General features: G+C 66.2%; 23 protein-coding genes. 12 read left to right on the top strand and 11 right to left on the bottom strand.

The genetic code is table 11. The annotated features are described in order from the left end of the window. Nucleotides 1–148 precede the first annotated feature (148 nt). The 6 genes from NX780_RS06075 (at nucleotide 149) to NX780_RS06050 (ending at nucleotide 6,847) form a co-directional block, all read left to right on the top strand. Complete coding sequence (locus NX780_RS06075; protein ID WP_258826956.1) at nucleotides 149–880, top strand: FadR/GntR family transcriptional regulator; 732 nt, start codon at nucleotides 149–151, stop codon at nucleotides 878–880. A gap of 111 nt (nucleotides 881–991) precedes the next feature. Beyond that, complete coding sequence (gene kdgD / locus NX780_RS06070) at nucleotides 992–1,909, top strand: 5-dehydro-4-deoxyglucarate dehydratase (RefSeq protein WP_258826955.1); 918 nt, start codon at nucleotides 992–994, stop codon at nucleotides 1,907–1,909. 17 nt (nucleotides 1,910–1,926) lie between these two features. Further along, nucleotides 1,927–3,507, top strand: a complete 1,581-nt coding sequence (locus tag NX780_RS06065) for an aldehyde dehydrogenase (NADP(+)) (protein ID WP_258826954.1) — start codon at nucleotides 1,927–1,929, stop codon at nucleotides 3,505–3,507. A 103-nt stretch (nucleotides 3,508–3,610) separates the two neighbouring features. Further along, the gene (locus NX780_RS06060) at nucleotides 3,611–5,002 is read left to right on the top strand and encodes an MFS transporter (protein ID WP_258826953.1); all 1,392 of its coding nucleotides are present in this window, start codon (nucleotides 3,611–3,613) and stop codon (nucleotides 5,000–5,002) included. 8 nt (nucleotides 5,003–5,010) lie between these two features. After that, a complete protein-coding gene (locus NX780_RS06055) occupies nucleotides 5,011–5,892 on the top strand; it encodes an SMP-30/gluconolactonase/LRE family protein (protein WP_258827144.1) in 882 nt (293 codons plus the stop codon). A 61-nt stretch (nucleotides 5,893–5,953) separates the two neighbouring features. Further along, nucleotides 5,954–6,847 (top strand): cupin-like domain-containing protein, encoded by an 894-nt coding sequence (locus NX780_RS06050; RefSeq protein WP_258827143.1) that lies wholly within the window; start codon nucleotides 5,954–5,956, stop codon nucleotides 6,845–6,847. Nucleotides 6,848–6,871: 24 nt separating this feature from the next. Here the strand turns inward: NX780_RS06050 and NX780_RS06045 are convergent, their stop codons facing one another. From NX780_RS06045 to NX780_RS06025, 5 genes are all read right to left on the bottom strand, one after another. Further along, on the bottom strand, nucleotides 6,872–8,971 hold the full coding sequence (locus NX780_RS06045; RefSeq protein WP_258826952.1) for a putative bifunctional diguanylate cyclase/phosphodiesterase: 2,100 nt from the start codon (nucleotides 8,969–8,971) through the stop codon (nucleotides 6,872–6,874). Nucleotides 8,972–9,177: 206 nt separating this feature from the next. Then, nucleotides 9,178–10,371 (bottom strand): acyl-CoA dehydrogenase, encoded by a 1,194-nt coding sequence (locus NX780_RS06040; protein WP_258826951.1) that lies wholly within the window; start codon nucleotides 10,369–10,371, stop codon nucleotides 9,178–9,180. Nucleotides 10,372–10,529: 158 nt separating this feature from the next. Continuing rightward, nucleotides 10,530–11,477: an AraC family transcriptional regulator gene (locus tag NX780_RS06035; RefSeq protein ID WP_258826950.1), complete on the bottom strand. Its 948-nt coding sequence runs from the start codon at nucleotides 11,475–11,477 to the stop codon at nucleotides 10,530–10,532. Between the two features lie 40 nt (nucleotides 11,478–11,517). Continuing rightward, entirely contained in the window at nucleotides 11,518–12,357 is an 840-nt protein-coding gene (locus NX780_RS06030; protein WP_258826949.1) for an SDR family NAD(P)-dependent oxidoreductase, read from the bottom strand. 140 nt (nucleotides 12,358–12,497) lie between these two features. After that, nucleotides 12,498–13,001, bottom strand: a complete 504-nt coding sequence (locus tag NX780_RS06025) for a flavin reductase family protein (RefSeq protein WP_258826948.1) — start codon at nucleotides 12,999–13,001, stop codon at nucleotides 12,498–12,500. Nucleotides 13,002–13,122: 121 nt separating this feature from the next. Between NX780_RS06025 and msrA the strand changes: the two genes are divergently transcribed. Next, nucleotides 13,123–13,662 (top strand): peptide-methionine (S)-S-oxide reductase MsrA, encoded by a 540-nt coding sequence (gene msrA / locus NX780_RS06020; RefSeq protein ID WP_258826947.1) that lies wholly within the window; start codon nucleotides 13,123–13,125, stop codon nucleotides 13,660–13,662. Between the two features lie 122 nt (nucleotides 13,663–13,784). Here the strand turns inward: msrA and NX780_RS06015 are convergent, their stop codons facing one another. Both NX780_RS06015 and pdxH read right to left on the bottom strand, forming a co-directional pair. After that, nucleotides 13,785–14,990, bottom strand: a complete 1,206-nt coding sequence (locus tag NX780_RS06015) for a class I SAM-dependent methyltransferase (protein ID WP_258826946.1) — start codon at nucleotides 14,988–14,990, stop codon at nucleotides 13,785–13,787. A 51-nt stretch (nucleotides 14,991–15,041) separates the two neighbouring features. Next, a complete protein-coding gene (gene pdxH / locus NX780_RS06010) occupies nucleotides 15,042–16,244 on the bottom strand; it encodes a pyridoxamine 5'-phosphate oxidase (RefSeq protein WP_258826945.1) in 1,203 nt (400 codons plus the stop codon). Nucleotides 16,245–16,333: 89 nt separating this feature from the next. Between pdxH and tcdA the strand changes: the two genes are divergently transcribed. From tcdA to cysK, 3 genes are read left to right on the top strand one after another with little or no spacing between them, the layout of a single operon-like run. Next, nucleotides 16,334–17,215, top strand: coding sequence for a tRNA cyclic N6-threonylcarbamoyladenosine(37) synthase TcdA (tcdA, locus tag NX780_RS06005; RefSeq protein ID WP_258826944.1), 882 nt, complete (start codon nucleotides 16,334–16,336; stop codon nucleotides 17,213–17,215). 35 nt (nucleotides 17,216–17,250) lie between these two features. Then, on the top strand, nucleotides 17,251–17,793 hold the full coding sequence (locus NX780_RS06000) for an FKBP-type peptidyl-prolyl cis-trans isomerase (protein WP_258826943.1): 543 nt from the start codon (nucleotides 17,251–17,253) through the stop codon (nucleotides 17,791–17,793). Between the two features lie 59 nt (nucleotides 17,794–17,852). Continuing rightward, nucleotides 17,853–18,785 (top strand): cysteine synthase A, encoded by a 933-nt coding sequence (gene cysK, locus NX780_RS05995; RefSeq protein ID WP_258826942.1) that lies wholly within the window; start codon nucleotides 17,853–17,855, stop codon nucleotides 18,783–18,785. A 14-nt stretch (nucleotides 18,786–18,799) separates the two neighbouring features. Here cysK and NX780_RS05990 read toward each other — a convergent pair whose 3' ends face one another. The 3 genes from NX780_RS05990 to NX780_RS05980 form a co-directional block, all read right to left on the bottom strand. Then, nucleotides 18,800–19,792, bottom strand: a complete 993-nt coding sequence (locus tag NX780_RS05990; protein WP_258826941.1) for a cation diffusion facilitator family transporter — start codon at nucleotides 19,790–19,792, stop codon at nucleotides 18,800–18,802. Next, nucleotides 19,789–20,115 carry an ArsR/SmtB family transcription factor gene (locus NX780_RS05985; RefSeq protein ID WP_258827142.1) on the bottom strand — a complete coding sequence of 109 codons (327 nt, stop codon included), beginning with the start codon at nucleotides 20,113–20,115 and terminating at the stop codon, nucleotides 19,789–19,791. The genes NX780_RS05990 and NX780_RS05985 overlap by 4 nt, the downstream gene beginning before the upstream one ends. Nucleotides 20,116–20,215: 100 nt before the next feature. After that, nucleotides 20,216–21,109: a LysR family transcriptional regulator gene (locus NX780_RS05980; protein WP_258826940.1), complete on the bottom strand. Its 894-nt coding sequence runs from the start codon at nucleotides 21,107–21,109 to the stop codon at nucleotides 20,216–20,218. Nucleotides 21,110–21,213: 104 nt separating this feature from the next. On the opposite strand from NX780_RS05980, the gene NX780_RS05975 reads away from it, so the two are divergent. Then, the gene (locus tag NX780_RS05975; RefSeq protein WP_258826939.1) at nucleotides 21,214–22,131 is read left to right on the top strand and encodes an EamA family transporter; all 918 of its coding nucleotides are present in this window, start codon (nucleotides 21,214–21,216) and stop codon (nucleotides 22,129–22,131) included. A 314-nt stretch (nucleotides 22,132–22,445) separates the two neighbouring features. On the opposite strand, the gene NX780_RS05970 is transcribed toward NX780_RS05975, so the two are convergent. Continuing rightward, nucleotides 22,446–23,213, bottom strand: coding sequence for a sulfite exporter TauE/SafE family protein (locus NX780_RS05970; RefSeq protein ID WP_258826938.1), 768 nt, complete (start codon nucleotides 23,211–23,213; stop codon nucleotides 22,446–22,448). 86 nt (nucleotides 23,214–23,299) lie between these two features. On the opposite strand from NX780_RS05970, the gene NX780_RS05965 reads away from it, so the two are divergent. Then, nucleotides 23,300–24,181, top strand: a complete 882-nt coding sequence (locus NX780_RS05965; RefSeq protein ID WP_258826937.1) for a LysR substrate-binding domain-containing protein — start codon at nucleotides 23,300–23,302, stop codon at nucleotides 24,179–24,181. The last annotated feature ends 4 nt before the right edge of the window (nucleotides 24,182–24,185 follow it).

The raw sequence follows: 24,185 nt of genomic DNA, 5'->3' as shown, positions 1-24,185 counted from the left end.
CGCCTGATTCTATTTTGGCCTGACCAATTTATCAAGCGGCCAGGCCGGATCGTAAAGACGAGGCAAAAAGAAGATGTCTTGTCATAAGATGTCAGACATCTTGTGATGATATATAATCCTCTTATCCCTTTCTCATCCCTATTTTTCCATGCTCCCCACGCAGCGCAAACCCCGCAATCTCGCCCAGGGTGTCGTCGAACAGATCAGCAGCAGCATCCGCCAGGGACTGCTCAAGCCGGGCGAAAAGCTGCCCACCGAATCGTCGATGATGGCGCAGCACGGCGTGAGCCGCACCGTGGTGCGCGAGGCGATCTCGCACCTGCAGGCTTCCGGACTGGTGCAGACGCGCCACGGCATCGGCACCTTCGTGCTCGAGCCGGCACCGCAGTCCGGCCTCGGCATCGACGCGGAGAGCATCCTGACCCTGCGCGACGTGCTGTCCATCCTGGAGCTGCGCATCGGCGTGGAGACCGAGACCGCGGGCCTGGCCGCCGTGCGCCGCAGCGAGGAACAGGTGCGGGAACTGGGCGCCGCCCTGGCCGAGATGCATGAGGCGATGGCGGTAGGGCGCTCGGCGGCGGAGGCCGACAAGCGCTTCCACCTCCTGATCGCCCAGGCCACGGGCAACCGCTATTTCGCCGACATCCTGGCCCAGCTGGGCAATGCCATCATCCCGCGCGCACGCCTGAACACGGTGGAGCTGGAGCAGGACAAGCCGGCCAATTTCAACGAGCGCGTCAGCCGCGAACATGACGACATCTACCGCGCCATCGAGCGGCGCGATCCGGAAGCGGCGCGCGCCGCCATGCGCACCCACCTGTCCAACAGCCGCGAGCGGCTGGTCGAGGCCCAGCGCCGCCTCGAGTCCATGGTGAATTAGAAAAGGCCAAACATTTCGCTTGCGAGGTCCTCGTTTAGGTTGTACGATGACATACAACTGATCTTTGATCATTCTGCAGTATTCATCGATAACCTGTCTGGAGACCTCGTAATGCAAGCACTCGAATTACAAAAAGTCCTGTCGCACGGCCTGCTGTCCTTCCCCATCACCGACTTCACCGCCGAACTCGAATTCGACAAGGCCGGCTACCAGAAGCGTCTCGAGTGGCTGGCACCGTACGGCGCCACCGCGCTGTTCGCCGCCGGCGGCACCGGTGAATACTTCTCCCTGCATGGCGAGGAATACAGCCAGATCGTCAAGACCGCGGTCGACACCTGCGCCGGCACCGGCGTCGCGATCCTGGCAGGCTGCGGCGGCCCGACCCGCGCCGCCATCGCCCACGCACAGGAAGCCGAGCGCCAGGGCGCGCAGGGCCTGCTGCTGCTGCCGCACTACCTGACCGAAGCCAGCCAGGACGGCCTGATCGCCCACGTCGAAGCGGTGTGCCGCTCCGTGAAGATCGGTGTCGTGGTCTACAACCGCGCCGCCTGCCGCCTGAGCGCCGATTCGCTGGCCAAGCTGGCCGACCGCAATCCGAACCTGATCGGCTTCAAGGACGGCATCGGCGACATCGAACTGATGGTCTCGATCTACCGCAAGATGGGCGACCGCTTCAGCTACCTGGGCGGCCTGCCGACCGCGGAAGTCTATGCCGGCGCCTACAAGGCGCTGGGCACCCCGGTGTACTCCTCGGCCGTGTTCAACTTCGTGCCGCAGCTGGCGATGGACTTCTACAACGCCACCGCCTCGGGCGACACCGCCACCACCAACCGCCTGCTCGACGAGTTCTTCCTGCCTTACCTGGAGATCCGCAACCGCAAGGCCGGCTATGCCGTCAGCATCGTCAAGGCCGGCGCCCGCCTGGTCGGCCATGGCGCGGGCCCGGTGCGTCCGCCGCTGACCGACCTGACCGCGGAAGAAGACCAGATGCTGCTGGACCTGATCAAGAAACAAAAGAACCCGGTCTAAGGTAAGAGGTCAGAACCATGACGATCACTGGTGAAATGATCATCGGCAGCCAGCTTGTCCGCGGTAGCGCGGGCGAGCAGCGCGCCTACAACCCCTCGACCCGCGCCGAGTTCGAGCCGTCCTTCGGCCAGGCCAGCGGCGAAGACGTGGAACGTGCCTGCGCGCTTGCACAGCAGGCTTTCGATCCTTATCGTGCACTGCCTCTGGAGCAGCGCGCACGCTTCCTGGAAGCGGTGGCGGAGCAGATCCTGGCAATCGGTTCGGAGCTGATCGAACGCGCCCAGCAGGAAACCGGCCTGCCGCAAGCCCGCCTGGAAGGCGAACGCATGCGCACCGTGAACCAGCTGCGCCTGTTCGCGAAAGTAGTGCGCGACGGCCGCTTCCTCGGCGCGACCATCGACACCGCGCTGCCGGAACGCACCCCGCCGCGTCCCGACCTGCGCCTGGCGAAAATCGGCCTGGGCCCGGTCGCCGTCTTCGGCGCCAGTAACTTCCCGCTGGCCTTCTCGGTCGCCGGTGGCGATACCGCCTCGGCACTGGCCGCCGGCTGCCCGGTCGTCGTGAAAGCCCACGGCGCCCACCTCGGCACCTCGGAACTGGTCGGCCGCGCCGTCCAGCGCGCGGTGCAGGAATGCGGCCTGCCGGAAGGCGTGTTCTCGATGCTGTTCGGCGACGGCCGCACCATCGGCCAGCAACTGGTTGCCCATCCGGCCATCAAGGCGGTCGGCTTCACCGGCTCGCGTGGCGGCGGCACCGCACTGATGCGGACCGCGGCTTCGCGTCCGGAACCGATCCCGGTCTACGCCGAGATGAGCAGCGTGAACCCGGTCTTCCTGCTGCCGAAGGCACTGGAAGAGGGCGGCGCCGCGCTGGCGAACGGCTTCGTCGATTCGCTGACCCTGGGCGTCGGCCAGTTCTGCACCAACCCGGGCCTGGTCTTTGCCGTCAAGGGTGCGGCACTCGATGCGTTCACGGCTGCCGCGACCACCGCGCTGCAGGCCAAGGGCGCCGGCACCATGCTGACCGCCGGCATCCATGAAGCCTACAACAGCGGCATCGCCCGCTTCGGCGCCACCGAAGGCCTGCGCCTGGTCGCCCAGGGCAGCACGGAAGGCATCGGCTGCGCCGCGCAGGCAGCGCTGTACGAAGTCGACGCTGGCGCCTTCATCGGCAACCCGGACCTGCAGGACGAGATCTTCGGCCCGGCCGCGTTGGTGGTGCGATTCGAGACCGAAGAGCAGATGCTGCAGGCGGCCGAGCAGCTGCACGGCCAGCTGACCGCGACCGTGCACGTGAAGCAGGCGGACCACGCACTGGCTGCGAAGCTGCTGCCGATTCTCGAGCGCAAGGCCGGCCGCGTGCTGTTCAACGGCTTCCCGACCGGCGTCGAGGTCTCGCATGCGATGGTCCACGGCGGCCCCTTCCCGGCCACCAGCGACAGCCGCAGCACCTCGGTGGGCGCGACCGCCATCGACCGCTTCCTGCGGCCGGTGTGCTACCAGAACCTGCCGGCCGAGCTGCTGCCGGAGGCGCTGCGGGACGACAATCCCCTGCGCCTGGCACGCGTGCTGGACGGCGACCTGAAGGTCGCGGTGTAATCACGGGGGCGCCTGGTGCGCCCCCTTTGACGATTGAAGCACCAGCCGGCGGAGACACCGGCTGTTCCACTTGAAAAGAACTGATCACATGAATCAGCAAGTCATGAGCCGCAGCCCAGAGAAGACCGCGGAGCTGGCCTCCACGGTGGGCAAATACCGCTGGACGATCTGCGCCCTGCTGTTCTTCGCCACCACCATCAACTACCTCGACCGCCAGGTACTGAGCCTGCTGGCTCCCTTGCTCACCAAGGAATTCGGCTGGTCGAACACGGACTACGCCAACATCACGGCGACCTTCCAGTTTGTGTACGCGATCTCGATGCTGTTCGCCGGCCGTGTGATCGACCGCCTCGGCACCAAGCGCGCCTTCGTCCTCGCCATCGTCGTGTGGTCGATCGGCGCCATCGCCCACGCCTACGCGATCGGCATCGGCACCGCCGTCAACAGCGTGTTCACGACGCTCGGCCTGGCCGCCGTGCCGGTCTCGATCATCGGCTTCATGGTCGGGCGCGCGGTGCTGGCGATCGGCGAGGCGGGCAACTTCCCGGCCGCGATCAAGGCCACCGCCGAGTACTTCCCGAAGCGCGAGCGTTCCTTCGCCACCGGCATCTTCAACTCCGGCGCCAACGTCGGCGCGATCCTCGCTCCCCTGACCGTGCCGCTGATCGCCGAGTACTGGGGCTGGCAGGCCGCCTTCATCGCGGTCGGCGCGGTCGGCTTCCTGTGGATGGGCATCTGGCTCTGGCTGTACGACACGCCGGAACGCCAGAAGCGCCTCAGCCCGGGCGAACTGGCCTACATCAACAGCGACAGCACGCCAGTGGAAGCCGTTCCCGCGTCCACCAAGCCAAAGGCATCCTGGTTCAAGCTGCTCGGTTACCGCCAGACCTGGGCCTTCACCTTCGGTAAATTCATGACCGACGGCGTGTGGTGGTTCTTCCTGTTCTGGCTGCCGAAGTACATGTCGGCCCAGTACGGCCTGACCGGTCCGGAAATGGTCGTCCCGCTGGCGGTCCTGTACAGCATGACCATGGTCGGCTCGATCGGCGGCGGCTGGCTGCCGACCTGGTTCATCGACCGCGGCGCGAGCATCTACCAGGGCCGCATGCGCGCCATGCTGACCATCGCCCTGCTCCCGCTGGTGGTGTTGGCGGCCCAGCCGCTGGGCTACATGGGCTACTGGATCCCGGTGATCCTGATCGGCATCGGCGCCTCGGCCCACCAGGCCTGGTCGGCCAACCTGTTCACCACGGTGTCTGACATGTTCCCGAAACACAGCGTCGGCTCGGTGGTCGGCATCGGCGGCATGGCCGGCGGCCTGGGCGGCGTGCTGCTCACCAAGCTGGGCGGCTGGCTGTTCGACTACTACGGCGCCCAGGGCCACCTGGAGAGCGGCTACATGATCATGTTCTCGATCTGCGCGCTGGCCTACCTGGTCGCCTGGGGCGTGATGAAGGCCCTGGTGCCGGCGCACCGCGAGATCACCGACCTGTGATGAGCGACATGCAAATCGAACGCATCGAAGGCGTGCACTGCGCCACCGGCGAAAGCCCCACCTGGAATGCGCAGGAAGGGGCGTGGTACTGGGTCGACATCCCGGCGCGCCGGGTCTGGCGCCTGGATCACGCCACCCGCGCGGCGCGCTACTGGGAAGCCCCGGAGATGGTGGCCTGCGTGGCGTGCGCGGACGACGGCAGCCTGGTGGCCGGCATGGAGACCGGCGTCTATCGCCTGACGCTGGGCGAGGATGGCGACGCCAGGGTCACGCTGCTGGCGGCGCCACCGGAATCCGAACTGGGCGAGGGCATGCGTTTCAACGACGGCCGCTGCGACCGGCAGGGCCGCTTCTGGAGCGGCACCATGTTCATGGACATGGGGGCGGCGCGCGCGGTGGGTGGCCTGTACAGCTACGACGCGAAGAGCGGCCTGGCGGGCCCGGTGGTGAGCGGCATGCTCACCCAGAACGGCCTGGCCTGGTCGCCCGACGGCCGCACCATGTACCTGTCGGATTCGCATCCGCAGGTGCGCACCGTGTGGGCCTTCGACTACGACATCGAGACCGGCACGCCCAGTAACAAGCGCGTCTATCTCGACCTCACCGGGCAGAAGGGCCGCCCGGACGGCGCCGCGGTCGATGCCGAGGGCTGCTACTGGAGCTGCGCCAACGATGCCGGCCTGCTGCAGCGTTTTACGCCCGACGGCAAGCTCGATCGCGAGATCGCGCTGCCGATGGCCAAGCCCTCGATGTGCGCCTTCGGCGGTCCGGACCTGGACGTGCTGCTGGTGACCTCGATCGATCCGGGCACGGGCGGCGACGCCGGCGCCGTGGTCATGCTGCGCCCGGGTGTCAAGGGCGTGGCGGAGACACCCTTCGCCACAAGCTGATTCGACTTTTCTTCATCCAGGCAGTACCCTGTTCGCGGTTTCGTGAAAAGGTGTGAAGACGATGTCGGGCAAGGGAAGTGAATTGAATCCGCAGCTGCCGCCGCTGCCGGTCGTGGCAACGACGCCGGAAGAGGCGGCGGCGCGCAAGCTGGCGCAGGAAGAACGCGATGCCGCCGTGCGCGGCGTCGCCTCCATCGCGGCGATGCGCGAGGCCGTCAAGGCGCATGCGCGCAGCCTGCCGCTGTTGACAAGCATCCCCCGTGTAAAACGTCTCGACGCGCAGGCCTTCGCAGCTAGAGCCGCGCAGGGCTTGCCTTTCCTGATGACCGGCCTGGTCGGCCGCTGGCCGCTGTGCAGTCTCACTCCCGAACAGCTGCGCGAACAGTACGGCGACCTGCCCGTGCGCGCCCGCACCGGCGACTACATCCGCCAGGCCTTCCGCGCCGACCGCCCGATGCGCGACATGAGCCTGCGCGACTACCTCGACCTCGAACCCGGCCGCATCCACGGCCCGGACGAACCGCCGCCCTATGTCGGCAATATGGAACTGCGCGAGCTGAACCGCCTGTGCCACTGGCCCGCCTACTTCCGCAAGATGGGTCCGCCGCGCTTCTGGCTCGGCCCCATCGGCACGATGACGCCGCTGCACTGCGACTTCGACGACAACATCTTCGCCCAGATCTGGGGAACCAAGCGGATCTTCCTGGCGCCGCCGCACCATGATGAATTCCTTTATGTGCGCGAGGCGAACCCGGTGCTGTTCGGATCGCCCTTCGATCCGGAACAGCCGGATTTCGATGCGTATCCGCTGGCGCGTCATGCCGCGCCGGTCGAGGTCATCGTCGAGCCGGGCGACATGCTGTACGTGCCGGCGGGGTGGTATCACCAGGTGCGTGCGTTGACGTTTTCGCTGTCCTCGAATCGCTGGGCGCGCGGCAAGCCCCTGGCTTTGTAGGGTGGGCGGGGACCGCCCACCCTACTAATGCACCATGCGCGCGTATTGGGTGAAATGCTCGGCGCTCAAGGCGTGCTGATATAAAAAGCCCTGGTAGATGAAGCACCCTGCATCTGACAAAAACTGCCGCTGCCCCGGCGTCTCCACCCCTTCCGCAATCACCTGCAATCCCAGGCTGTCGCCCAGCGCGATGATCGAGCGCACGATCGAAGCGTCGTTCTGGTCGGTCAGCACGTCGCGCATGAAGGAGTGGTCGATCTTGAGCTGGTCGAGCGGGAGCTTGCGCAGATAGGCGAGCGACGAGTAGCCCGTGCCGAAGTCGTCCAGCGAGAAGCTGATGCCGCGCTGCTTCAGCGTCGCCATCGTGTGGGCGGTGTGGGTGAAGTCGCTCACCACCAGGCTTTCGGTCAGTTCCAGCTTCAGGCTTGAAGGCTGGACCCCGGTCTCCTCGAAGATCTGCTGCAGCATGGGGACGAAGTCCGGCTCGGTGAACTGGCTGGCGCTGACGTTCACCGACAGGGTCAGGCCCGCCGTATCCGGCCAGCGCTGCCAGCGCGCCAGTTCGGCGCAGGCGGTGCGCAGCACCCAGCGGCCGATGTCGATGATCAGGCCGCTCTCCTCGAGCGCCTGGATGAACTCGGAAGGATAGAGCAGCTTCCCGTTCGGCAGGCGCCAGCGCAGCAGCGCCTCGGCGCCGATCACGCGGCTGCTGCGATCCAGCTGAGGCTGGTAGTGCAGCACGAACTCCTCGTCGCGCAGCGCGCGCCGCAGGCCGTTCTCCAGCTCCGCCCGCGCCGACCACGCGGCCTGCACCGCCGGGTCGTGGAAGCGGTAGGTATTGCGTCCGCAGGCCTTGGCCTGGTACATGGCGGCGTCGGCCTGGCGCAGGGTCGATTCGACCGTGTCGACGGTGCCGCACATGGTGGTCACGCCGACGCTGACCGACACCGAATACATCATCTCGGCCAGCTGGAAGGGCGCCGCCATCGCGGCCACCACCTTGGCCGCCACGGTCTCGGCCTGGCTTGCGGCGCCTTCGCGCGTGTCCTCGACCGGCTGGATCAGGATCACGAACTCGTCGCCGCCCAGACGCGCCACCATGTCGGCCTCGCGCACGCAGTGTTCCATGCGCCGCGCCACCGCCTGCAGCAGCATGTCGCCGGCCGCGTGGCCCTGGGAATCGTTCAGGTACTTGAAGTTGTCGAGGTCGCAGAACATCAGGGCGCCGCACTTGCGCGTGCGGGCGCTGCCCAGCAGGGCGCGGCGCAGGTGGTCGAGCAGGCTGGCGCGGTTGGGCAGGTCGGTCAGCGGGTCGAAGAAGGCGAGGTGGAAGATCTTCGCCTCGTTGTGCTTGCGCTCGCTGATGTCGGTGCTGATCACCAGGATTTTCTGGGGCGCGCCCGATTCCCGGTCGGCTGCCATCAGGGTCCAGCGGGTATCTGTTTCGATGCAGACGCCGTCGCGGCGCAGGTGCGAGAGCTCGCCGGACCACTCGCCGTTGGTCAGCGTCGTTTCGTAGGCGGCGTGGTAGGCAGGGAGGTTCTCGCACAAGAGCTCACAAAACTTCTTTCCACGCGCCTCGCTGGCGCTCCACCCGTACAGGCGCTCGGCGCCGCTGTTCCAGTAGGTGATGCGCGAGTTCATTTCCATCGCGATGATGGCATCGCGCGCCTGCTGCAGGAAGGAAGCCTGTTCGTACACCAGCATGTTGGCATTGCGCAGCTGGGTGTAGTCGAAGATGAATCCTTCGATGATGCGCCCGCCGCCCTCTGGCGGGGCCGCTCCGTGCTCGTAGACCCATTTCAGGCTGCCGTCCGCGCACCGTATCCGATAGGTCAGCTGGAACGAGCGCCCCTGTTGCAGCGCCAGGGCGACGCCGCGTTCGGCAGCTGCGCGGTCATCCGGATGGATCAGCGTGGCGAAGTTCACGCCGGGGCGCGCCAGGAAGGCGGAGGGCGGGTAGCCGGTGAGCTTCTCGACCCCTGCGCTGATGAATTCCATGGTCCAGTCGGCATCGACCAGGCAACGATAGACCACGCCCGGCAGGTTCTGGAGCAGCAGCTCAAGCGACAACGCGTGCGCGCTGGCTGCAACAGGCGATTGCGGTCCCTCAACGGCGCTCATCCGTCCTCGCGAAGTGGTGTGAGTTACGTCTTATTATCGTTATGCGATTCTGGTAACTATCCTAGCGCAAATCGGTGACGTATTGACGGGGCGCGATTGAAATTGGAAAAGAATTGTTGCTGGAACGTTGACCCTAGGATCAGCCAAGCGTCGCGGAATCGGCCCGGCGCACGCGGCGCCGGGCGTCAAGTGCCCGTTGGGCGAGATCAGAACGCGGCGATGCCGGTCTGTGCACGGCCGAGTATCAGCGCGTGGATGTCGTGGGTGCCTTCGTAGGTGTTGACGACCTCGAGGTTGACCATGTGGCGCACGATGCCGAACTCGTCGGAGATGCCGTTGCCGCCGAGCATGTCACGTGCCGTGCGGGCAATATCCAGCGACTTGCCGCAGGAATTGCGCTTCATGATCGAGGTGATCTCGACGGCGGCTGTGCCTTCGTCCTTCATGCGGCCCAGGCGCAGGCAGCCCTGCAGGCCGAGGGTGATTTCGGTCTGCATGTCGGCCAGCTTCTTCTGCACCAGCTGGTTGGCGGCGAGCGGCTTGCCGAACTGCTTGCGGTCCAGCACGTACTGGCGTGCGGTGTGCCAGCAGGCTTCCGCAGCGCCCAGCGCGCCCCAGGCGATGCCGTAGCGCGCCGAGTTCAGGCAGGTGAAGGGGCCTTTCAGGCCGCGCACGTCCGGAAAGGCGTTCTCTTCCGGGCAGAACACTTCGTCCATGACGATTTCGCCGGTGACCGAGGCGCGCAGGCCGAACTTGCCGTGGATGGCCGGGGCGGACAGGCCTTTCCAGCCCTTTTCCAGCACGAAGCCGCGGATCGCGCCTTCGTCGTCCTTGGCCCAGACCACGAACACGTCGGCGACCGGCGAGTTGGTGATCCACATCTTGCTGCCGGTTAGCGAGTAGCCGCCGTCGACCTTGCGGGCGCGGGTGACCATGGAGCCCGGGTCGGAGCCGTGGTTCGGCTCGGTCAGGCCGAAGCAGCCGATCCATTCGCCGGTAGCCAGTTTCGGCAGGTATTTCTGTTTCGTTTCCTCATTGCCGAACTCGTGGATCGGCACCATGACGAGCGAGGACTGCACGCTCATCATCGAGCGGTAGCCCGAGTCGACGCGCTCGACTTCGCGCGCGATCAGGCCGTAGGCCACGTAGTTCAGGCCCGGGCCGCCGTACTGTTCCGGAATGGTCGGGCCGAGCAGGCCCAGTTCGCCCATCTCGCGGAAGATCTCGACGTCCATGCGCTCGTGGCGGAAGGCCTCGAGGATGCGCGGCTGCAGCTTGTCCTGGCAATAGGCGGCCGCGGCGTCGCGCACCATGCGCTCCTCGTCAGTCAGCTGGCTGTTCAGCAGCAGGGGGTCGTCCCAGTGGAAGGCGGCTTTGCGGGGCGAATCGGAGTGGCTCATGGATCTTCCTGTCTCGATGGGTTTTTTCACGATAACAAAAGGCGCGCGCCCGTCCCTGGACCGCGCCATAGCCCAATCATTATAGGAATGCGGCAGCGCGGCATCTTTTGAAACTGCGACAGGCATTTTCATTTTTGCCCGGCCGGCAACAGGTGGATTTATTGTGTAAATGACACGGAATCGACAGCGGCGCCGGCACTGCGCAGGCGCACCATGTCCCGGGTCGGCGCCGAGCCGAAATGCCGGGAATATTCCCGGCTGAACTGGGAGGCACTGGCGTAGCCGACGCGCTGGCAGGCCAGGCCGGCGTCCATGCCGGTCGACAGCATCAGGCGGCGCGCTTCCTGCAGGCGCAGGGTTTTCTGGAATTGCAGCGGGCTCATCGACGTCAACGACTTGAAGTGCTCGTGCAGCGAGGAGGGGCTCATGTGCGCCAGCTCGGCCATGTCGTCGATGCGGATCGGCTGGTCGTAGTTGCGGCGGATCCAGTCGACCACCTTGCCGATGCGGTGCGATTCGACCCGCCCCAGCTGGGCCAGCCGGGCGCCGAAGGGGCCGCGCAGCAGGCGCAGCACGATCTCGTCCTTGGCCAGCGGGGCCAGCAGTTCGGCATCCTCGGGCTGGCTTGCCAGGGTCAGCAGGCGCACGGCGGCGTCGATGACGGCCTCGCCGGCCTGGGCCACGTAGACCGCGCGCTTGTCGCTTACGGCAGGCACACCGTCCGGGTAAGCCTTGAGGATCAGCTCGGACAGGCGCTCCTGGTCGAAGTCGAGCCGGAAGGACAGATAGGGCGCCGCCACGCTGGCCTGCCGGATCATGGCGGCGATCGGCAGGTCCAGCGAGAAGATCATCATGCGCGAGGGATCGTACTCGTAAGACTCATCTCCCAGCATGACGGTCTTCGCGCCCTGGGCCACGATGCACAGGGCGGCGCAGTGCAGGCCGTGGACCAGCTCGGCGCTCGTGTTCGAGGCGCGGATGGCGTGCACGCCCGGGATGCAGGTCTCGAAACTGCCGTCCTGCGGGGCGTGCGCAAGGAGCCGTCCGGCCAGTCGCGCGAGCGCCGGCGGAGCAGCCTGGGATGGTGGCGGGACGAGGGAGTTCATGATCTTGTCCCAATCAGGATACACCATCCCCGCGGCACGGTCAGGCATCGGCATGGTCCGTCGAGCGCGACAGTTCCGCCATGCCGTGCATCTCGGAGAGGCGTGCATCGACCTCGGCATGGGCCATGGCGAGCGCATCGCTGCCGGCCAGGAAGTGCTGCGGCGGCTTGTCCATGGCGGCCAGGCGCAGCACGGCGGTGGCGAGTTTGGCAGGATCGCCCAGCTGCTTGCCGTGGTAGGCCCCGTAGGCGCCCTCGACCGTGCCATGGGCGGCATAGTCCTCGATCACTTTCTTGCCGTAGCGCACCGAGCTCTGGTCGAGGAAGTCGGTGCGGAAGAAGCCGGGTTCCACGCTGGTGACGTGAATGCCGAACTTCGCCAGTTCCAGCGACAGCGAGGAGCTCAGGCCTTCGATCGCATACTTGGTGGCGCAGTAGACCGCGGCGCCGTCGAAGCCGGTTCGGCCCGCGATCGAGCTGATGTTCAGGACGTGGCCGCTGCGTTGCCGGCGCAGGACGGGCAGGGCGGCGCGCAGCACGTGCATGACGCCGAAGACGTTGACGCCGAACTGCTGGTCGATTTCCTGCGAGGACAGTTCCTCGAAATTGCCCAGCAGGCCATAGGCGGCATTGTTGACCAGCACGTCGATGCGGCCGAAGCGTTCCACAGCGGCCTGGATGGCGGTGGCCGCCTGCTCTTCGCGGGCGACGTCGAGCTGGACCAGTGCGACCTGGCCCGGGTCCACGCCGGCGAAGGTGCTGTTCAGCTGTTCGAGGCTGCGGGCGGCGGCGACGACCTTGTCGCCTGCGGCAATGGCGGCTTGTGCGATGTGGGCGCCGATGCCACGGCCGGCGCCGGTGATGAACCAGACTTTGGACATTTCTCTTCTCCTGTTGGTGCCGCGGATGCGGCGTGATTGGTGAAGAGAATGGTAGGGCGCGAGCCTGGCCACGACTTGCCTGAAAATCCGGAGAACTGGCGCAATCCTCGGCAAGTGCCGGTTTCTGGCCTTTGTGCGGCTCAGTCGGTCTTGCCGAATCGTCCGCCGTGGAAGAGCAGGGCCGACTGCGGGTGCACGGCGCATTCCTCGACTTCGCCCACGAAGATCACGTGGTCGCCTTCAGGATAGCGGCTGCGGTTGTGGCATTCGAACCAGGCCGAGACGCCTTTCAGGATGGGCTGGCCGGTGCGCGAGAGCTCGTACTCGACGCCCTCGAAGGGGTTCTCGGTGCGGCGCGAGAAGCGCATCGCCAGTTCCTGCTGGCCGGCGGCCAGGACATTGATTACGTAGTGGGAATTGCCGCTGAAAATGGGCAGGCTGTTGGCGCCGGCGCCCAGGCTCCACAGGACGAGCGGAGGCTCCAGCGAGACCGAATTGAAGGAGCTGGCGGTCAGGCCGCGAAAGCTCCCGTCGGCAAGGCGCGTGGTGATGACGGTGACACCGGTAGCGAATTGCGACAGGGCGTGGCGGAAATGGGCGGAATCGAAGCCGCGCTCGGTGGCGCGGGGAGCACGTGTATTCATAGGATGCGCCATTATGCCACTGTCGGGCCGAAGGGGCGGCGCAGGTGCGGTAGTGCACTGCACGACGGTGCGCTTTGCGTTACATTAAGAATTATTAAAACTGACGAAAACAAGGTGTGCGATGAGCGAGCAAACAGGGAGTGAAGTGGCCATCCTGGGCGGCGGATGCTTCTGGTGCACGGAGGCGGTCTACCTCGAAGTGCGCGGTGTGACGCGCGTGGAATCCGGCTACATGGGCGGGCACGTGGTGAACCCCAGCTACGAGCAGGTGTGCTCGGCCACCACCGGCCACGCCGAGGTGGTGCGGCTGGAATTCGACCCGTCCGTGATCAGCTACCGCGATATCCTCGAGATCTTCTTCACCATCCACGACCCGACCACCCAGGACCGCCAGGGCAACGACGTGGGGCCGCAGTACCGCTCGGTGATCTTCACGACCTCGCCCGAGCAGGACGCGACGGCGCGCAAGGTGATGGCCGAGATGGCGGCGGTGTGGGATGCGCCGATCGTGACCCAGATCCTGCCGCAGGAAACCTGGTACAAGGCCGAGGATTACCACCAGAACTATTTCGCGCAGCATCCGCTGCAGGGGTACTGCGCCTTCGTGGTGGCGCCGAAGGTGGCGAAGTTCAGGAAGACGTTTGCTAACCGCATGAAGTAGGGGTGATTCAGTCCGGTGGACTGAATCACGCTTCGCCGCACGCGCGTTCAAATACATGGTGAACTGACACGACGCGATTGTTCACCTGACGGTTGGACGCGCGGACGGCGAAGCCGTCCACCCTACGAATACATATACCGCCGCGACCAAGGAATCTGCGCCGGATCCTGCCCCGCCTTCCCACACACGATCTGGTACAGGCTGATCCGGTCATGCGCGAAGGCGTACGCGCAGCCGGCCAGGTAGACATGCCAGATCCTGAAGCGCTTCTCGTCCGTCAACGTACGAATCCGCTCCGCATTCGCCTCGAAGTTATCGGTCCACGCGGCGCAGGTACGCGCGTAGTGGCGCCGCAGGTTTTCCACGTCGCGCACTTCCAGCCCGCCTTCCTGCATGGTCCGCACCACTGTCGCCAGGTGGGCCAGCTCGCCGTGGGGGAACACGTACTGGTCGATGAAGTCGCCGCCGCCGTAGGGCGTCGCGCTGTTGTCGACATTGGTGGTCGTGATGCCGTGGTTCATCACGATGCCATCGTCCTCGAGCAGGCTGTTGACCCGTGAGAAATAGGCCGGCAGATGCTGCACGCCGACGTGCTCGAACATGCCGACGCTGGTGATGCGCTCGAAGCGTCCTTCTACGTCCCGGTAGTCCTGCAGCCGGATCTCGATCTGCCCCTGCAGCCCCGCGCGCTCGACCCGCTCGCGCGCCAAGGCGGCCTGGTTTTCCGACAGCGTGATGCCGACGCAGCGTGCGCCAAAGTGCTGGGCCGCGCGCAGCACCAGGGCCCCCCAGCCGCAGCCGATGTCGAGCAGGCGCTGGCCGGGCCGCAGGTCGATCTTGCGCAGGATGTGGTCGATCTTCTTCTGCTGCGCCGTGGCCAGGTCTTCGCTGCCGTCCTCGAAGTAGGCGCAGGAATACACCATGCCCGGGTCGAGCCAGGCGGCGTAGAACGCGTTGGAGACGTCGTAGTGGTAGCGGATCGCCTCGGCGTCCAGGGTGCGCGTATGCGGCACGCGGCGGCGCAGGGCGTCCACCAGGCGGCTGCGGCCCTTGCCCAGGTGTTCGGCCAGGACATTGCCGACGCTGATGATGTCGGCCGCCCGTCCCTTGACGTCGATCGCGCCTTCGACATAGGCCTTGCCCAGGCTGTAGAGCGAGGGCGAGCGCAGGTAGCGCAGCGCGGAACGGTCGGGCACGCGGATGGTGACGCGGGCGGGCTCCGACGAAAAATCAAAGCGCTCGCCATCCCACAGTTCCACCCGCAAGGGCAGGGACAGTTTCTCGCGCAGGCCCGCGCTCCAGGCCCCCAGCTTCATCTGTTCGAACACGGTCCACCTCCGGCGTCGAGGCCGGCCGCGCTCAGGGCGCGGGAAGCCGGCCTAGGGTTGCAATCGCTGGCGCGTCCAGCTGCCGTCTTCCTGCCGCTCGTAGACGATGCGGTCGTGGAAGCGGGAGCGGCGCCCCTGCCAGAATTCCAGGCGCTCGGGCACGAGGCGGAAACCGCCCCAGTTTTCCGGACGCGCCGGGTCGTCACCGGCCTGCTGCGCCACCTGCTCGTAATTCTGTTCGAGCTCGGCGCGGCTGCCGATGGGAGCGCTCTGCTGCGATGCGATGGCCGACAGGCGGCTCTTCAGGGGGCGGCTGCGGAAGTAGCGGTCGCTCTCTTCAGTGGACGTGCGCTCCACACGTCCTTCGATGCGAACCTGGCGTTCCAGTTCACTCCAGAAGAATAGCAGAGCCGCGTATGGATTGTCCTGCAACTCCTCAGCCTTGCGGCTTCCGTAATTCGTGTACCAGGTGAAGCCGCGCTCGTCGAACTGCTTGACGAGGACGATGCGCGAACTCGGGCGGCCCCTGGCGTCCACCGTGGACACCGACATGGCGTTCGGCTCGTTCACTTCGGCCTTCAGCGCCTGTTCGAACCATTGCGTGAACTGGAGCATCGGATCGTCCATCACATCGGTTTCGTTGAGGCTGGCCTGGCCGTAATCCTTGCGCAGGTCGGCGACGGCCTGGCCGATCGCCGGCGCTTGCAGCGGCAGGGTATCCGTGGCAATGCCGCGGCGGCGCTGCATGGCCTGTCCCAGCTGGGTCATCTGTTCCGGCGAGAACAGGCGCATGGCCATCGGCGCCATCGTGCCTTCCTCGCGCTCCATGTGCGCGGTATAGCGCTGGCAGAAGCGCTGCACCGCGCTGGCCGACAGCACGGTCGACCGGCCTTCGGCGATGGCGCTGAGCTGCTCGTGCAGGTCCTGCCAGAGCGCGTCCATGTCCTTGTGGTCCTGCAGGATCACCGGCGCCAGCGCCTGCAGCGTGGCCGCATCGTCTCCCTGCGCGACGGCGCGCAGCATGGGAATCAGGTCCTGCTCCTCGTCTTCGTGGTGCAGGTGGGCGGCCTTCTCGAAATACTTCAGGACAGCCTGCGCGGCCTGGCGCGCCTGTTCGTCGGCGCCGAATTCCGGCAGGTGGGCCAGCAGCTTGTCGAGGGTCGCGAGCTGCTTGCGGATGCGGTTGTGGCAATGCTTGAGTACGGCGATCGGCTGGTCGAAATCGGGAGCGGTGTCGTGCAGGAGGGAGGTCATGGGGCGTTTTGTTGACACACGAGAAGAATTTGATTGACTAGGAGCTATTTTAGTGCAGATGCGAAAGCATCGTCCGCTAAAATGGCGGGATGAACCTGAACGATACCCCCACTCTTGCAGCCACCCTGGACGATGAAGTCGACTTCGCGCGCCGCTTCGGCGGGATCGCGCGCCTCTACGGCGAGCGTGCACTCGAACGCTTCCGTGCGGCGCACGTTTGCGTGATCGGTGTCGGTGGCGTCGGTTCCTGGATCGTCGAGGCGCTGGCGCGCAGCGCCGTCGGCCACCTCACCCTGATCGACCTCGACAACGTGGCCGAGTCGAACATCAACCGCCAGCTGCAGGCGCTCACCTCGACCATCGGCATGCCGAAGATCGAGGCGCTCAAGGAGCGTATCGCCCAGATCAATCCCTTCTGCAAGGTTACCCTGGTCGAGGACTTCATCGACCCCGAGAACCTCGAGAGCATGATCGCGGGTAAAGGTTTCGACTACGTGGTGGATGCCATCGACGGCGTCAAATCGAAGGCCGCCCTGATCGCCTGGTGCAGCGCCAACAAGATGCCGCTGGTCGTCATCGGCGGCGCCGGCGGCCAGACCGACCCAACGAAAATCGAGATCCGCGACCTGGCCCGCACCGAGCAGGAGCCGCTCCTGAAAAAGGTGCGCAAGATCCTGCGCGCGCAGTATGGCTTCGCCAAGGGCGAGAAGAACAAGTACCATATCGACGCCGTGTTCTCGATGGAGCCGCTGCGCTATCCGGACGCGGGCGACGCCTGCGCGATCGATGCCAACAGCATCACCGGCCTGAACTGCGCCGGCTTCGGCTCGAGCATGGTGGTCACCGCCACCTTCGGCATGGTGGCGGCCGGCCACCTGCTGCGCAAGCTGGCCGACGGGGCCAACGCGGCCGTGCAGGAACCTCTGGCCGAAGTGGAAACTGTGCAAGCGGAAGAGGCCTTGCTATCATAGGATCAGTTATTGATCACTTTGATGGAAGAGCCCACATGATCCGTCGTACCGCATTTGCCGCCCTGATGCTTGCGTTTGCTGCAAGCGCATCCGCCCAGGACACTACCCAGCAGCAGCAGGACGCCTCCAAGCCGACCACCCAGCCGGCGCCGGAACAGCAGGCCGTGCCGCAGGCGACCCAGCCGCAGGCCGTCCCGCCGCAAGCCGAACCGGTGGTCCCGGCCGTGCCGACGCCGCAGGTCGAGATCATCGACCGCGTGGTCGGCAAGGGCAAGGAAGCGACCCGCGGCAGCTCCGTGTATGTCCATTACACCGGCTGGCTGCACAAGCCGCTGGCGCCCAAGCAGCGCGGCAAGAAGTTCGATTCCTCCTTCGACCGCGGCGAGCCGCTCAACTTCCAGCTGGGCGCGGGCAGCGTCATCAAGGGTTGGGAGCAGGGCGTGGCGGGAATGAAGGTGGGCGGCAAGCGCACCCTGGTCATCCCCAGCGTGCTGGCCTACGGCAAGCGCGGCGCCGGCGGCATGATCCCGCCGGATGCGGACCTGATCTTCGACGTGGAACTGGTGGACGTGAAGTAAATCCAACTCATCGAGCCGGGCCCGCAGGGCCCGCGCCTGACCTACTGCGGGAGACCGGGATGCGCATCGCGAACGACGTCACTGAACTGATCGGCAACACGCCGCTGGTACGGATCCGCAGGCTGGCGCAGGGCGCCGGCGCCGAGATCCTCGGCAAGCTCGAATACCACAACCCCGCCCACAGCGTGAAGGACCGCATCGGCCTGGCCATGATCGAGGCGGCCGAGCGCGCCGGACGCATCCAGCCCGACACCGTCATCGTCGAACCCACCAGCGGCAACACCGGCATCGCCCTCGCGATGGTGTGCGCCGCGCGCGACTACCGCTGCAAGCTGGTGATGCCCGAAACCATGAGCAACGAGCGCCGCATGCTGCTGCGCGCCTATGGCGCCGAGCTGGTGCTCACGCCGGGCAGCGAAGGCATGCTGGGCGCGATCCGCCGCGCCGAGGAACTGGTGACATCCGATCCGCGCTGCTTCATGCCGCAGCAGTTCAACAACCCGGCCAACCCGGAAGTCCACCGCAACACCACGGCCGAGGAAATCTGGCGCGATACCGACGGCAAGGTCGACATCCTGGTCGCCGGTGTCGGCACCGGCGGCACCATCACGGGCGTGAGCGAAGTCATCAAGGCGCGTAAACCCGGCTTCCAGGCCATCGCCGTGGAGCCGGAAGCCTCGCCCATGCTCTCCAAGGGCACCAAGGGCCCGCACCCGATCCAGGGCATCGGCGCCGGCTTCGTGCCGGAAGTGCTCAATACGGGCATCTACGACGAAGTCATCGCCGTCAGGAACGACGACGCCTTCGAGACCGCCCGCGCCGCCGCGCGCGAGGAGGGCCTGCTGGTCGGCATTTCCTCGGGCGCCGCCCTATGGGCCGCGATCCAGGTGGCGCGCCGCCCCGAGAATGCCGGAAAGATGATCGTGACCATCATCCCCTCGTTTGGTGAGCGCTACCTCAGCACGGCGCTGTACGCGAACCTGGCCGGCTGAGTTTTCCGCGGCCTTCAGTGCGCGTGGGCGTGCTGGTGGTCGCCGTGGTCATGGTCGTCGTGATCGTGCCCTGACAGCGCGCAGCCGTGGTGGGTCGTGCCTTCCTCCACCTGCAGGGTGCAGTGGTGGATCGCGAAATCGCTGCGCAGCTTCGCCACCATCTCGTCCAGCACGCGGTCGCCCGGATAACCGCCGGGCATGACCACGTGCGCGGTCAGCGCGTTCTCCGTGGTGCTCATGGCCCAGATGTGCAGGTCGTGCACCTCCTTCACGCCCGGCTGCCTGCCCAGATAATCGCGCACCGCGCCCGCATCCACGCCGGGCGGCACGGCCGCCATCGACAGCTGCACCGATTCGCGCAGCAGCGACCAGGTGCCGAGCACGATCACCAGCACGATCGCCAGGCTGACGGCCGGGTCGATCCAGGTCCAGCCGGTGCTCATGATGACCAGGCCCGAGATCACCACGCCCAGCGACAGCGCGGCATCGGCCGCCATGTGCAGGTAGGCGCCGCGCAGGTTCAGGTCGCCCTTGCTGCCGGCCATGAAGAGCCAGGCCGAGAAGCCGTTGATCGCCACGCCGATCGCCGCGACGATCGACACCGTCATGCCCTGCACGGGCGCCGGTTCGAGGAAGCGCTGCACGGCCTCCAGGGCGATGGCGCCGCAGGCGATCATCAGGAGCAGGCCGTTGCCCAGCGCCGCCAGGATCGAGGAGCCGCGCAGGCCATAGGTGTAGCGCCCCTTCGGCGCGCTCCTGGCGAGCATGGCCGCGCCCCAGGCCAGCACCAGGCCCAATACGTCCGACAGGTTATGGCCGGCGTCGGCCATCAGGGCGGTGGAGTGGGCGATGAAGCCGTAGATGAATTCGATGGCGACGAACAGCGTGTTCAGCCCGATCGCCAGCGCGAAGGCGCGACCGTGATTGGCCGGGTCGGGCATGTGGTGGTGGTGGCCGAAACCGTGGGAATGGCCATGCGCGTGGTCGTGGTGGTGATCGTGGCTCATGTGTCCATTCCATTGGCGGGTTCGGCGATGTGCTCGAACATATTGGCGAGCAGGCTGCTGATGTGGGCATCGGCAGCCGCGTAGAAGACCTGCTTGCCCTGGCGCTCGGCCTTGACGATGCGGGCCGCGCGCAGGAGGCGCAGGTGGTGGCTGACCAGGGAACTCGACAGGTCGAGGGAGGCGGCGATGTCGCCCACCGCGGTCGGCTGGGCCAGGCAGGCGAGCACGATGCGCAGGCGGGTGGCGTCGCCCAGCAGGTGGAAGAGGTCGGCCAGTTCTTCGACGGCGCCGGGGGCGTAGTCGGTGTCGGGGTGGGTTTTCATATTCAACATGTGAAGAGTTGTTCACATGTTAGGTGAAAAAGCCGGCGCCCGCAAGCGCCATTCCCGATCTTCCGGTCCAGGTCCGCGATGAGCCACTTGCTCACGTCTGCTGGAATTCGCGCATGACGAAATCCAGGAACACGCGGATCTTCGGCGCCAGCAGTTCCCTGCTCGGATAGATGGCGTAGAGCGTGGTGTCGAAGGTATCCCAGTCGTCCAGGGCGGAGGTGAGCATGCCCAGCTCCAGGTCCTGCGCGACATAGGGGTAAGGAACCAGGCTGAGGCCGAAACCGGCGCGCATGGCGTCCAGGACCGCCAGGCTCGACGTGACCGCGTAGCGGTCATTGACGGTGACCGGCACCGTTTGCTGTCCCTTGTGGAATTCCCATACGTCCGCACGGCCGGAGGACGACAGGCGCCGGATACATTGATGCTGTTGCAGGTCCTGGGGCGTAATGGGCTTGCCGTGCGTGCTGAAGTAGGCGGGCGAAGCGCACAGGACATGCTTCATGACCGCGAGTTTCCTGGCAATCATGCTGGAGTCCTCCAGCGCGTTGCTGCCCCGTATGGCGAGATCGTATCCGTCCCTGATGATGTCGATGCGTCCGTCATCCAGATGCAGGTCCAGCTTCAGGCCGGGGTACTGCGCCAGGAAGGCAGGGATCGCCTTCGTCAGGCGCGTCAGGCCGACCGTCAGCGGTGCGCTCACCCTGAGCGTTCCGACCGGCTCCGCGTTCGCCGAGTCCAGGGCCTGGTCGGCATCGGCCAGGGCGTCGAGGCCCCGCGCCACATGGTCGAGGTAGATCTGTCCGGCTTCGGTCAGCGCCATCCGCCGCGTCGTCCGGTTGATGAGGCGGGTACCGGTCTTCGCTTCGAGTTCGCCGATGTTCTTGCTGACCGCCGCCGGCGACAGGCCGAGCTGACGGGCAGCCGCGGCGAAGCTTCCAAGTTCCGCAACGGCGCGGAACACCTGCAAGGCGGTCATACGGTCCACTGATTCTTCTCCAGTAGTGAATGGTGAAGTTACTAAGCAAGGGATTATTTTCTGATGGTGCGCTCATTATCCTTGAGTTTTCACGCCAATGCCCTCGACATGCCATGACATCCCGCACCTCCGACCTGCTCATCACGGCCCTGGTCCCCGCAATCTGGGGAAGCACCTACATCGTCACGACGAGCTTCCTGCAAGGCTACCCTCCCGTGACGCTGGTCATGCTGCGTGCGCTGCCGGCAGGTTTGCTCCTGCTGCTGTTCGTGCGGGAACTGCCCAAGGGGATCTGGGCCCTGCGGGTCTTCGTACTCGGCGCGCTGAATTTCTCGGTCTTCGCCAGCATGCTGTTCATATCGGCCCAGCGCCTGCCGGGTGGCGTGGCGGCCACCATCGGCGCGGTGCAGCCCCTGCTGGTCATCCTCCTTGCACGCTCCCTCCTGGGCGATGCGCTGCGCACGCTGGACATCGTCGCCGCCTGTGCAGGGATCGCCGGGGTGGCGATGCTGGTGCTGACGCCGGGCGCCGCCTTCGATCGCGTCGGTGTGATGGCAGGACTCGCCGGCGCCGCATCGATGGCCCTGGGGACGGTGCTGAACCGAAAGTGGGCGGCGCCGGTGTCCATGGTCACGCTCGGTGCATGGCAGCTGAGCGCGGGTGGCCTGCTTCTCGTCCCTGTCGTATTGCTGGTCGATGCTCCCGTTCCAGCCCCCGACACGAACGATCTGCTCGCACTGGCCTGGCTCGGACTCGTGGGAATGGCATTTGCCTACGTTATCTGGCTACGCGGGATCGCACGCCTGGGGCCACGGATTGCCACATCGCTCGCACTGCTCAGCCCGCTTACCGCCGTGCTGCTCGGCTGGCTGCTGCTGGGACAAACCTTCGATGCCATGCAGGTGACCGGGGCCTTGGCCATCGTCGGCAGTATCGGTCTCCTGCAACGCGACGATGGCCGCGGAAACCTGCCTGCACGGTCGCCTGCGCGGTCCAGCCGAATTCAGGGGCAAAAATCGGAGTTCCGATGATGGCGCGAATCGACATACTCTGCGACGCCACTTTCGATAGGAGATGCACATGTGTGCCGCTGGTGAATGCATGTTCTGTCGCTACAGACGGACCCGGATAGCGGATGTCGAGGCGCGTGGCACTGCTCGGGGACCGGAAACAGAAGGAGAGGAGACACAAGGGCTGCCACCTGAGCGTCATAGGGTCGAAGCCCTTGTCACGGAGCGTCAGCGCCCCCTCGGTTTTTGCTGAACTTGCATGCGAGACTGGCCAGGATACCCAGGGTGCCAATGGTTGCCAACAGAGCGTCGAGCATGGTTTTTTCCTCACTTGGTTAATGCTGGAGCAGAACGGGGGCATAGGTCTTCACGAAGAAAGCCAGGGTGATGCTGGCGGTGGCGAGCAGCGTGATGGCGCGGACCAGGCCGGGCGGTGCGCGTCGCCCCAGATGGGCGCCGGCGTAGCCTCCGGCGATCGCCCCCGCCAGCATGCCCAGCGTTTCAGGCCAGCTCACCGCACCGGCCACGATGAAGGCCAGCACCGCCACCGCATTGGCTGCGCTGACCAGGAGCGTGCGCGGCGCATTGAGTTCCTTGAGATCGCATCGGTCGACCAGGCCCCACATCGCCAGCATCATGATCCCGACCGCACCGCCGAAGTAGCCGCCATACATGCCCAGCGCGAACTGGACGGACAGCACGGCCCGCGGGTGGATGCGCCAGCGGGAACGCAAGGCTTTGCCGATGCGGCGCCCGAAGGCGAGCGCAAGCGATGCCAGCAGGAGAAGCCAGGGCAGCACCACGGTGAAGGCGGATGCCGGCGTCCACAACAGGAGCAGCGCGCCGGCCAGCCCGCCGGATAGCGTTACCGCCAGCAAGGCGCGCAGGGGCACATTGCCTACCGGCCGAAGCCCGTCGCGGTAGGCCCAGGCGCTGGCCAGGCCGCCGGGAAACAGCGCGACCGTGCTGGAAGCATTCGCCATAACCGGTGGCACACCCGCGGCGATCAGGGCCGGCAGGCTGACGAAGGATCCGCCGCCGGCGAGCCCGTTCATCGCGCCGGCCAGTATCCCAGAGAGGAAGATCAGCAGCATCGTGTCCATGGAGGGATGCTAGTGCGCGCGCGGCCAGGCCGCAATCTGGCAATTCCGGTGCTAGACTTCGGGGTTTCCGAATCCTGGAGGATGCAATGCGCTTCGACCTGGTTGACCTGCGGCTGTTCCTGACCGTGGTCGAGTGCGGCAGCCTGACCCATGGCGCGCGCGCCATGCATCTGGCGCTGGCATCGGTCAGCGAGCGCATCGCCGGCATGGAAGAGGTGCTGGGCGCGCCGCTCCTGGAGCGCAACCGCCGCGGCGTGCGCGTCACTCCCGCCGGAGAGGCGCTGGTGCGGCACGCCCGTTCCATCCTGGGGCAGGTCGAGCAGATGCGCGGCGAGCTGCGCAACTACGCGACCGGGCTCAAGGGACGTATCCGGCTGCTGTCCAACACCGCCGCCATGGCGGCCTTCCTGCCGCCGCAACTGTGCCGCTTCCTGGCGGCGCATCACGATCTGTCGATCGACCTGGAGGAGCGGCCCAGCGTCGACATCGTCCAGGCCCTGGTGGATCGGCGCGCCGATCTCGGCATCGTCGCGGACGTCACCGACCTGGCACCCTTGCAGACCCACCTGATCGCCAGCGACCAGCTGGTGGTGGTCGCCGGGGGTGCGCATCCGGTGGCCAGGAAGCCGGCAGTGGCCTTCGCCGATATCCTTGACGAGCCGATCGTGGGCATGGCGGACACCGCGCTCGAGGCGCACCTGGCCGAGCGCGCGGCGCGCCTTGGGCGCCAGCTCGACTACCGCATCCAGCTGCGCCAGCTCGACAACGTGGCGATGTACGTGGAAGAGGGCATCGGGATATCGATCCTGTCCGGCGCCCTGGCCAGAACGATACGGCGCGACCTGGCCATCCTGCCTTTGTCGGAGCCCTGGGCCTCGCGCAGGCTGTATCTCTGCGCGCGCGACTTTTCCAGCCTGACCCCGCACGCCGAGTTGCTTGCGCGGCAGCTGCTGCAGTCCGCGCCCTAGCGTG

It is taken from the genome of Massilia agri, assembly GCF_024753255.1.
Lineage (GTDB): Bacteria > Pseudomonadota > Gammaproteobacteria > Burkholderiales > Burkholderiaceae_D > Telluria > Telluria agri.
The sequence above is the reverse complement of the archived record's forward strand: the minus strand, read 5'-3'. Positions and strand labels throughout refer to the sequence as shown.

Coding starts and splice junctions, on each gene's coding strand:
- NX780_RS06065 (WP_258826954.1), top strand. CDS start 1,927: ATGACGATCACTGGTGAAATGATCATCGGCAGCCAGCTTGTCCGCGGT.
- msrA (WP_258826947.1), top strand. CDS start 13,123: ATGAGCGAGCAAACAGGGAGTGAAGTGGCCATCCTGGGCGGCGGATGC.
- NX780_RS06055 (WP_258827144.1), top strand. CDS start 5,011: ATGCAAATCGAACGCATCGAAGGCGTGCACTGCGCCACCGGCGAAAGC.
- NX780_RS05975 (WP_258826939.1), top strand. CDS start 21,214: ATGACATCCCGCACCTCCGACCTGCTCATCACGGCCCTGGTCCCCGCA.
- cysK (WP_258826942.1), top strand. CDS start 17,853: ATGCGCATCGCGAACGACGTCACTGAACTGATCGGCAACACGCCGCTG.
- kdgD (WP_258826955.1), top strand. CDS start 992: ATGCAAGCACTCGAATTACAAAAAGTCCTGTCGCACGGCCTGCTGTCC.
- NX780_RS05965 (WP_258826937.1), top strand. CDS start 23,300: ATGCGCTTCGACCTGGTTGACCTGCGGCTGTTCCTGACCGTGGTCGAG.
- NX780_RS06035 (WP_258826950.1), bottom strand. CDS start 11,477: ATGAACTCCCTCGTCCCGCCACCATCCCAGGCTGCTCCGCCGGCGCTC.
- pdxH (WP_258826945.1), bottom strand. CDS start 16,244: ATGACCTCCCTCCTGCACGACACCGCTCCCGATTTCGACCAGCCGATC.
- NX780_RS05985 (WP_258827142.1), bottom strand. CDS start 20,115: ATGAAAACCCACCCCGACACCGACTACGCCCCCGGCGCCGTCGAAGAA.
- NX780_RS06045 (WP_258826952.1), bottom strand. CDS start 8,971: ATGAGCGCCGTTGAGGGACCGCAATCGCCTGTTGCAGCCAGCGCGCAC.
- NX780_RS06030 (WP_258826949.1), bottom strand. CDS start 12,357: ATGTCCAAAGTCTGGTTCATCACCGGCGCCGGCCGTGGCATCGGCGCC.
- NX780_RS06050 (WP_258827143.1), top strand. CDS start 5,954: ATGTCGGGCAAGGGAAGTGAATTGAATCCGCAGCTGCCGCCGCTGCCG.
- NX780_RS06040 (WP_258826951.1), bottom strand. CDS start 10,371: ATGAGCCACTCCGATTCGCCCCGCAAAGCCGCCTTCCACTGGGACGAC.
- NX780_RS06025 (WP_258826948.1), bottom strand. CDS start 13,001: ATGAATACACGTGCTCCCCGCGCCACCGAGCGCGGCTTCGATTCCGCC.
- tcdA (WP_258826944.1), top strand. CDS start 16,334: ATGAACCTGAACGATACCCCCACTCTTGCAGCCACCCTGGACGATGAA.
- NX780_RS06060 (WP_258826953.1), top strand. CDS start 3,611: ATGAGCCGCAGCCCAGAGAAGACCGCGGAGCTGGCCTCCACGGTGGGC.
- NX780_RS06000 (WP_258826943.1), top strand. CDS start 17,251: ATGATCCGTCGTACCGCATTTGCCGCCCTGATGCTTGCGTTTGCTGCA.
- NX780_RS06075 (WP_258826956.1), top strand. CDS start 149: ATGCTCCCCACGCAGCGCAAACCCCGCAATCTCGCCCAGGGTGTCGTC.
- NX780_RS05990 (WP_258826941.1), bottom strand. CDS start 19,792: ATGAGCCACGATCACCACCACGACCACGCGCATGGCCATTCCCACGGT.
- NX780_RS05970 (WP_258826938.1), bottom strand. CDS start 23,213: ATGGACACGATGCTGCTGATCTTCCTCTCTGGGATACTGGCCGGCGCG.